Source organism: Streptomyces sp. NRRL B-24085 (assembly GCF_001282115.1).
Classification (GTDB): Bacteria; Actinomycetota; Actinomycetes; order Streptomycetales; family Streptomycetaceae; genus Streptomyces.
In genome coordinates this window covers 1-8,701 of sequence record NZ_LJBR01000155.1, presented here as the reverse complement: position 1 = coordinate 8,701, position 8,701 = coordinate 1, and the positions used below count along the sequence as shown (strand labels likewise).

The 8,701-nt window shown below is 73.1% G+C and carries 6 protein-coding genes and 1 pseudogene; 2 read left to right on the top strand and 5 right to left on the bottom strand.

Annotated features, from left to right (window positions below):
• Positions 1-106: 106 nt before the first annotated feature.
• Positions 107-1,150: a LacI family DNA-binding transcriptional regulator gene (locus AOJ26_RS18710; RefSeq protein ID WP_053849461.1), complete on the bottom strand. Its 1,044-nt coding sequence runs from the start codon at positions 1,148-1,150 to the stop codon at positions 107-109.
• A gap of 889 nt (positions 1,151-2,039) precedes the next feature.
• On the opposite strand from AOJ26_RS18710, the gene AOJ26_RS18705 reads away from it, so the two are divergent.
• The gene (locus AOJ26_RS18705; RefSeq protein ID WP_179200369.1) at positions 2,040-3,626 is read left to right on the top strand and encodes a carboxylesterase/lipase family protein; all 1,587 of its coding nucleotides are present in this window, start codon (positions 2,040-2,042) and stop codon (positions 3,624-3,626) included.
• Between the two features lie 207 nt (positions 3,627-3,833).
• On the opposite strand, the gene AOJ26_RS18700 is transcribed toward AOJ26_RS18705, so the two are convergent.
• The 3 genes from AOJ26_RS18700 to AOJ26_RS18690 all read right to left on the bottom strand — a co-directional run bounded on the left by AOJ26_RS18700 (position 3,834) and on the right by AOJ26_RS18690 (position 7,153).
• On the bottom strand, positions 3,834-5,534 hold the full coding sequence (locus AOJ26_RS18700) for an alpha-amylase family protein (RefSeq protein WP_053849460.1): 1,701 nt from the start codon (positions 5,532-5,534) through the stop codon (positions 3,834-3,836).
• Positions 5,525-6,529 carry a TIGR03885 family FMN-dependent LLM class oxidoreductase gene (locus AOJ26_RS18695; RefSeq protein ID WP_053849459.1) on the bottom strand — a complete coding sequence of 335 codons (1,005 nt, stop codon included), beginning with the start codon at positions 6,527-6,529 and terminating at the stop codon, positions 5,525-5,527. The genes AOJ26_RS18700 and AOJ26_RS18695 overlap by 10 nt, the downstream gene beginning before the upstream one ends.
• A 330-nt stretch (positions 6,530-6,859) precedes the next feature.
• On the bottom strand, positions 6,860-7,153 hold the full coding sequence (locus AOJ26_RS18690; RefSeq protein WP_053849458.1) for a hypothetical protein: 294 nt from the start codon (positions 7,151-7,153) through the stop codon (positions 6,860-6,862).
• A 180-nt stretch (positions 7,154-7,333) separates the two neighbouring features.
• Here AOJ26_RS18690 and AOJ26_RS44410 point away from each other — a divergent pair.
• Positions 7,334-7,585: pseudogene (locus tag AOJ26_RS44410) on the top strand (transposase); the annotation flags it as partial.
• Positions 7,586-7,813: 228 nt separating this feature from the next.
• On the opposite strand, the gene mmuM reads toward AOJ26_RS44410, so the two are convergent.
• Positions 7,814-8,701 (bottom strand): homocysteine S-methyltransferase (gene mmuM, locus AOJ26_RS18685; RefSeq protein WP_053849457.1); only part of this gene is annotated, 888 nt, incomplete at its 5' end.

Below are 8,701 nucleotides of genomic sequence, written 5' to 3'. Positions count from 1 at the left end.
CCGCCGCAACGTTCGACGCCCGTCCGCCCCGGCCAGTTCCCCCCGCCCACGGATGACCGAAGCTGAACGGATCCGGCGGTGGGTGGCCTCTACAGCGGTCGCCGGGTCAGACGCGCGGCGGGGCCGTGCTCGCCCGCTCCACCAGCCGTGTCGACAGTTCGGTCCGGGTGCTCTCCGGGCGGTCGCCGTCCATCATGCGGACCAGCAGACGCAGGGCCGTCGCCGCCATCTCCGACAGGGGCTGACGGACCGTGGTGAGGGCCGGAGTGGTCCAGCGGGCCTCGGGGAGGTCGTCGAAACCCACGACGCTGATGTCCTCGGGAACCCGCAGGCCCCGCTCCGCCAGGGCCTCGTACACGCCGAGGGCCATGTGGTCGGAGCAGACGAAGACCGCGGTGGGCGGTTCGGCCAGATCGAGGAGTTCCAGCATGCGCCGGCGGGCCGCGCCCGCGTCGGGGCCGGCGTGCCGCACGTACTCGGGACGCTGCCGTGTCCCCGCCGAGGCGAGCGCGGAACGGTAGCCCGCCACGCGCGCGCTGCTGCACATCCTGCGCTGGTGGCCGGCCACGACCGCGATGCGCTCGTGGCCCAGCGCGAGCAGGTGCTCGGTCGCCGTCACCCCGCCCTGCCAGTTCGCCGCGCCCACCGAGACCACGCCCGGCGGCGGCTCCAGGACCGGGTCGATGAGGACGTACGGGATGCGGTGCTGGTCCAGCCAGCCGTACTGCGACGACGTCAGCTCGGCCAGGTCGAACAGCACGCCGGAGGAGCCGCGTGCGGTGAGCTTGTCCATCCAGCCGCGGTCCGGGCGCCCCGCCCGGTTCCGGGCCAGCCCCGCCGAGACCACTACCTCCAGGCCCGCGTCGTGGGCGGCCGACTCCACGCCGTGCAGCACCGCCCCCGACCAGGACGTCTCCAGCGAGTTCAGGACCAGGTCGACCAGCCCCGAGGACTTCGCCGCGTCGAACCTCGGTCTGCGGACATAACCCAGCCGGTCCAGTGCCTCGGTGACCCGGCGACGGGTCTCGGGAGCCACGTCCTCACGGCCGTTGACCACCTTGGAGGCGGTCGGCACCGACACGCCCGCCTCCCGGGCCACGACCGCCAGCGTGGGACCGGCCGCCACGCTCGCACTTCCCGTGCGGACCATCGGGAACCACCTCTCCGGCCCGCCCGAGGGCCATGAAAGTTTCGACCAGCGCGGAAACAGTAAGCGCTTCCTACCCTAGGTTCGCCCGCTGAAGTCGGGAAGAGGCCGGGCTTCGCCGGTCTCCAGGTCCGCACGACTTTCGAAACCCCGAACGCCGCCCGCAGCTCGGACGGGCCCGCGGAAGCAGGCCGCGCAGGCCGCAACCGCCAGTCCCACGACGTGGATTCAGGCCATCCCGCCGGTGAACCGGAGTCCGGGGCCGTGGTCGTCGGAGAGCCGGGTGAGGTCTGGGTTCCGGCCCCGCGGGCGTGCATGCGCCGTCCGCGCCCGCCCACCGGAATCGAGCCACCCCGCCCCATCGTGGTCCGGCATGTGAAGGCGCTTTCCGTGCCGACGCCGACGGCGGCCGCCTGCCGGGAACCTCGGTTCGCCGGCGAACCGCTCGTGCCGGCCGGACAGGTCGGTGTCCCCGACGGGTGCCGCCCTCCTCGCCGTCGGCATCCTCGACGAGGACAGCGTCAGGCAGGACCGGGCCGGCACCTGCTTGAAGTTCCGCGCGGGTCACGGCTCCCGCGCGGGTCACGGCTCCCGCGCGGACACGCCTCCCTCGCCACGCGGTGCCGTACCCGTGCGCCGACTCCGCCGGCTGCGCGCCGGCCAGTGGCAGGGGTCCGGCCCCGGCCAGGGGCACAGACGGACGACGGCCTCGCCGCCCCGAGAACGGAGGCGGCGGCCACGGCGCATCCACCAGCGGAGACTTCGGTCGGCTCGGCTTCGGCACCCCGATGTACGCCAAGTGGCGGCCGAGCCGTCCTCCGCACCGGAATACCGGGCCGGGATGTGGTGCTCTGTTGTTCACGGTGCAGTAGCGCGGTGAGGAGGCCGGCGGATGGCAGCAGTCCAGGCGGATCCCGTGGTCAGCACGCCGTACGGAGCGGTACGCGGCCGGTACGAGAACCGGGTCGCGGTGTTCCGGGGCATCCCCTACGCGGCCCCGCCCTTCGGCCCCCGCCGCTTCCGGCCGCCGGAGCCGCCCGAGCCCTGGGACGGAGTGCGCGACACGGTCGACTTCGGGCCGACGGCGCCGAAACCGCCGTACTCCGACGCCTTCGCGCAGTACCTCTCCGACCCCTTCGTGCCCGGCGACGACTGCCTCAACCTGAACGTCTGGACGCCCGAACCAGGACCGGGAGCCCGGCTCCCGGTCCTGGTGTGGCTGCACGGCGGCGCCCTGACCAGGGGATCCTCCGCGGTGCCGGTGTACGACGGGCACGCCTTCGCCCGCGACGGCGTCGTGTTCGTCTCCGTGAACTACCGGCTCGGCGTCGAGGGCTACGGCCTCTTCCCGGACGCCCCCGCCAACCCCGGCCTGCGCGACCAGCTCGCCGCGCTCCAGTGGGTGCACCGGGCGATCGGGGCCTTCGGCGGCGACCCGGGGCGCGTCACGCTGGCCGGGCAGTCGGCGGGCGCGATCAGCGCCGGCGCCCTGCTGGCCGCGCCCCAGGCGCAGGGCCTGTTCCGGCGGGCGGTCCTGCAGAGCGGTCCGCCCGAGGCGGGCGACCGGGACAAGGTACGGCGGATGGTGCGCCGCATGGCCACCCGGCTGAAGGTCCCCGCCACGGCCGCGGCCTTCGCCGAGGTCGACCGTGACCTGCTGCTGCGCACCCAGGCCGAGGTGGGCCGGCTCAGCAGCCCGGTCCTCGGCGGTCCCGCGTTCGGGATCGTGGTCGACGGCGACCTCGTGCCGCGCGACCCCCTGGAGGCCCTCACCGACCCGGCCGCCGGCGTCGCGAAGGACGTCGACCTGATGCTGGGCTGGACCAGCGAGGAGTACCGCCTATGGCTCGTCCCCGGAGGACTCCTGGAGCGCGTCGACCGGCTCGGTCCGGTCGCCCTCGCCGGTGCCATGGCCCGCTGCCACTGCGGCTCCGAGGTGGTCCGCGGCTACCGCGCCCTGCACCCCGGCGCCGGCACCGCCGAGATCGTCGGCCAGATGGTCACCGACCACCTGCTCCGCATCCCCCTGCACCGGCTCGCCGAGGGCCGGCCGGGCACGTCGTACATGTACGAGTTCGCCTGGCCCTCGAACCTGCCGCAGCTCGGCGCCTGCCACGCCCTGGAGCTGGGCTTCGTCTTCGACACCGGGAACACCCCCGAGTCGGCCAAGCTCGCGGGAGAGGGCGCCCCCACCGAGCTCGCGGACTCCATGCACGGGGCCTGGGTGCGCTTCGCCGCCGACGGCGAGCCCGGCTGGCGGCCCTGGGACGCCGGACACCCCGTGCAGATCTTCGGCAAGGGTGACCCCCATCTCGCGTCCGGCCCTCGGGACGACGATTTCGCGGTCTGGACGGCGGACCCGACCACCGAGGAGACGGCCCCCGTGTCGGAACCGGTGGAGGGCTGGCCCGCGCGGACCGCCGAGCTGCGGTCGGTCGTACGACGGCTGCGGCGCTCGGGGCTCGCGCGGCGGCACTGACGACGGCCTCGCCGGCCACGCCCGGGTACTCCGGGCACGCCCGAGCGCGGTGCGCACCGCGAGGCGCCCGGCTCCTCACAGGGGTCGTGGTCGGTGGCGCGCGCGGGTGCAGGTCGTGGTCGCGGCGCACGCTGTCGTAGCCGGCCAGGGACCGCGCAGCCCGGCATGGCGGTCGCAGAGCTGCCCTGGGCACCGCTCATGGGCCGGTCAGACGGACGCGATGCTTTCGGGGTCGTCCGCTGAGGTGCCGACGCGGAGCCAGCGGTAGCCGTACGGGGGCAGCTCGACGTGGAACATGCCGTCCTCGCCCGCCTTGAGACCGGTGTGTCGCTCGTCGAGCAGGTCCGTCAGCCGTTCGCCGGATCCGGCCTCGGTCAGTTCCAGCCGCACGGTGTGCGGCCGGTCCGCGAAGTTGTGCACGGCCAGCACGGTGCCGTCGCCGGCACGGCAGACGTGCGCCAGCACGGCGTCCTCCCCCGTCGTGAGCAAGCGGTAGTCACCCCATGCCAGTTCGGGGGACTCCCGGTAGCGTTCGATGAACAGACGCATGCGGCTCAGCAGGGACGCAGGGTCGCGGCTCTGCTCGTACACGTTGATGTTCTGCGGACCGAACGCGCCCTCCACCAGCGGGTTGGGGTAGGCGGCCGGCTCGGCGGTGGAGAACCCGGCGCCCTTCTCGGGGGTCCACTGCATCGGGGTGCGTACGGCCTGGCGTCCCTCCGCGGCAAGGTTCTCGCCCATGCCCAGTTCCTCGCCGTAGAAGAGCACGGGGGTGCCCGGCAGGGTGAACAGGAGACTGTAGGCCAGTTCGACGCGGCGCCGGTCGCCGTCGACCATGGGCGGGAGCCTGCGGCGCAGCCCTCGGTCGTAGAGCTGCATGTCCTTCTCCGGGCCGAAGGACGCGAACACCTCGGCCCGTTCGGCGTCGCTGAGCTTGTCGAGGGTGAGTTCGTCGTGGTTGCGCACGAACACGGCCCAGTGGGCGTCGCGCGGCGCCGCGGGGCGGTCGCGCAGTGCGGCGGCCAGCGGCCTGGCGTCATGGCGTGCCATCGACAGGTACATCTGCTGCATCGCGACGAAGTCGAAGCACATGGTGAGTTCGTCGCCGCGGTCCGAGGAGGGGGCGCCGAAGAAGCGGGCGGTGCCCTCGTAGGGCAGGTTGACCTCGCCGAGCAGGACCGACTCGCCGTTGCGGCGGCCGAGGAAGGCACGCAGATCGGCGAGGTACTCGTGCGGGTCGGGCAGTTCCCCCGCGTCGCTCTGTCCGTCGGTCTCCAGCAGGAAGGGCACGGCGTCGACCCGGAAGCCGGACAGGCCGAGCTGGGTCCAGAAACCCATGATGCGGGCTATCTCGTCACGGACCTCGGGGTGGGCGACGTTGAGGTCGGGCTGCTGCTTGTAGAAGCGGTGCAGGTAGTACTGGCCGCTGCCCTCGTCGTACTCCCACAGGCTGTCCTCCGCGTCGGGGAAGACCACGCCCTGGGGGCCGTCCTCGGGGGGCTCGTCCTTCCAGACGTACCAGTCGCGGTGGGCGGAGTCCCGGCCGGAGCGGGCGTCCCGGAACCAGGGGTGGTCCTCGGAGGTGTGGTTGACGACGAGATCGGCGATCACACGGATGCCGCGGTCGCGCGCGGTGCGGACGAACTCGGCGAAGTCGCCGAGGGTGCCCAGGCGCGGGTCCACGCCGTAGAAGTCCGTGATGTCGTAGCCGTCGTCGCGCTCCCTCGTGGGATAGAAGGGCATCAGCCACACGCAGGTCACACCGAGGCGCACCAGGTGGTCGACGCGCTGGGTGAGCCCCGCGAAGTCTCCGATGCCGTCGCCGTTGCCGTCCTGGTACGTCTCGACGTCCAGGCAGTACACCACCGCGTTCTTCCACCACAGGTCGGACGTGCGGGTCAGACGCATCGGTACTCCTTGGCCGTGGCGGGGACCGGGCGGGTCACGTCGAGCCGCGGCAGCACCTCGGCGCCGAACGCGTCGATGAACGCGGCCTGTTCACGGCCGACGTGGTGCAGCATCACCGCGTCGAACCCCAGGTCGGCGTACTCCTGGAGCCGGGCGGCGTGCCGGCCGAGGTCGGCGGAGACGTCCACCGTGCGCGCCACCGCCTCCGGGGTGACGTGCTCGCTGACGACGTCGAACAGTTCCGCGGAGTCGAGGTCCCAACTGACCGGCGGGGAGTGCACGTTGGTCCGCCACTGGTCGTGTGCGAGGGCGAGCGCCTCCGCCTCGTCGGGCGCCCAGCTCAGGTGCACCTGGAGGTGGAGGGGGCCACGGCCGCCCGCGTCACGGTAGGCGCCGATGATCTCGCGCAGGCGTTCGCGCGGGGCGTTGACCGTGATCAGTCCGTCCGCCCACTCGGCGCACCAGGCCGCGGTGGCCGTGCTGCACGCGGCTCCCACCAGCGGCGGTTCCTCGGGCGGCAGCGTCCACAGCCGGGCCCGGTCCACGGTCACCAGCCCGTCGTGGCTGACCTCCTCGCCCCGCAGCAGCGCCCGGATGACGTCGACGCACTCGCGCAGGCGCGCGGAGCGGATGTCCTTGCGGGGCCAGCCCGCGCCGGTGATGTGTTCGTTGGAGGCCTCTCCGGTGCCGAGCGCGGTCCAGAACCGGCCGGGGTTCATGGACGCGAGGGTGGCGATCGCCTGGGCGACGACGGCGGGGTGGTAGCGCTGGCCGGGCGCGTTCACCACACCGAACGGCACCCGGTCGGTGGCCTGGAGAGCGGCGCCCAGCCATGACCAGGCGAAACCGGACTCCCCCTGACGCACGCTCCACGGCGAGAAGTGGTCCGAGCACATGGCGGCGGTGAAGCCCGCCTGCTCCGCGCGCACCACGGCGTCGAGCAGATCCGCGGGCGGAATCTGCTCGTGCGAGGCGTGTAATCCGTAGACAGTCATGGCAAGCGACTACCCCCTGGGCGGTCCCTCATCGGGCGCCGCTCCCACGGGTGTCGGCGCCGTCGAACCCCCGGTGTCACACGGTGCGCCTGGGGGAGTTGGGAGGGCGCAGGAGGAGGCTCCAGGAGACGTGCTCGAAGGACGTCCTCCTGAGGTGTCACCCGGAGGTGTCATCAAGCGGCGCGCTCCGGCCGGAGGAGTCCGCGCACGCCGTCAGCGCCTCGCGCCCGCGCCGTGCGTGGGCGACTGCGTCGGCCCCGGCGTCGACGGCTTCGCGTCCGGCCGAGCGCCGCCGCGGGTCCGCGGGCCACGGGTCCGCAGGTCCGCGGGTCAGGCGCTCGCGTGGCGACGGAAGGCCGGCCGCCGTGGGGCCGCGTGGTGGGCGGGCCGACCGGCGCCCTCGGACCGGTGCTGCCGCAGCCACAGGGTCGTCACGGACAGCAGACCGGCGAAGACGGCCAACAGGAGTACAGGCACCCACATCTGCCGACTGCCGGGGTTCTGCCAGCCTCCCCATGCGGCGGTCGCCGCCCAGAGAAGAGCACCCAGCGCGTAGAAGGCTCGGATGCGGCGCATCTGCCGTACCGCCCGCAGGACCTTGGAGTGATCGTTCTTCGGTGCCATGCGGGGCCGTGTACCCCCGATCCCTCTTCTCGATCAGTCCGAGGGGAACTTGTCGCAGTGGGCAGTGGCGGATCGGCCGACCCGCGAATCAGCGGTGCCGCGACATCTCCTGGAGAGCGAGGAGAGGAGGGGGGACCACTGGCGACGACACCCGAGCCGCGTTTCGGTCTGGCGTGCTCGATGCGCGATTGGTTCACCGCTGCACAGCGGTTGGTGCCGGACGAGCTGACCAACGAGGCGTGGGCCCTGGGCGAGCCGATCGTGAAGGCGGGGGAGCCGCCCAACCGCAACTGCCGACCTGGCCGGGTCATGCTCGATGCGATGTTCTACAAGGCACGCACCGGGATGAGGTGGGAGGAGCTGCCCGAGCGGTTCGGTCTCTGGAAGGGCATCCACTCGCGTTACAAGACCTGGCGCAACTGCGGGGTCTGGGACGACATCATGGCCGCCCTGCCCGACGCGGGCCAGCCGGTGTGGACGCCGCCGCTGGTCCCGCCGCTCCGGGGCGAGGGTCGCGTGGACCCACGGATCCTCACAGACGCCGATATCCAGGAAGAAGCGGTGTCCGGAGAAACAGGTGTCCCTGGGCGCAAGGCGCACCGCACCGCCCGGAGGCACCGCACCCGCTGGCGCACCACTCCCGCTGACGCACCGCTCCCGCTAACGCAGCGCTCCCGCAATCCCCGAGATCGCGTCAGGGCCCACCCGGCAGCATCCCCCGATCAGCCGTGCGCCCGAATGCCTCCACCTCATGACCTCGTCCGAGGTGAACGAGGATCGCCCCTCCCAGCGCCGCGCCCCCGCGTCCCAGGTCTCCCCGCTGTTGGGATAGACGACGACGGGCTTGCCGGTGACCCGCGCGGCGGTCTCGATCGCCTGGTCCACGTCCTCGGGGACGCAGCAGTTGACGCCGACCGCGACGACCTCGTCCACCTCGGCGGCGAGGGCGAACGCCTCCGCGAGCGGCTGCCCCGCACGCGTGCGGTCACCCGCGACGGAGTAGGAGAGCCAGGCGGGTACACCGAGACCGCGGACCGACCGGAGCAGCGCCTCGGCCTCGTCGGCGTCCGGGACCGTCTCCAGTGCCAGGACGTCGGGCCCGGCAGCCGCCAGCACCTCCAGCCGGGGCCGGTGGAAGGCTTCCAGCTCGGCCACGCTCAGCCCGTACCGCCCCCGGTACTCCGAGCCGTCCGCGAGCATCGCGCCGTACGGCCCCACCGAGGCGGCGACGTACAGCGGCCGCCGGATCCCCTCCGCCGACGCCTGCCGGGTGGCCTCCCGGGCCAACTCGACGCTCAGTCCCAGGAGTTCGGTGGCCCGCTCGCGCCCGATCCCGCGCTTGGCGAACCCCTCGAAGGTGGCCTGGTAGCTGGACGTGATCGCCACGTCCGCGCCCGCCTCGTAGTAGGCGAGATGCGCCTCGGTGATCGCCTCGGGCCGCTCCGCGAGCAGCCGTGCCGACCACAGTTCGTCGCTCAGATCGTGCCCGGCGGACTCCAACTGGTTGGACATGCCGCCGTCGAGCACGACCGGCCCGGCCGCGAGGGC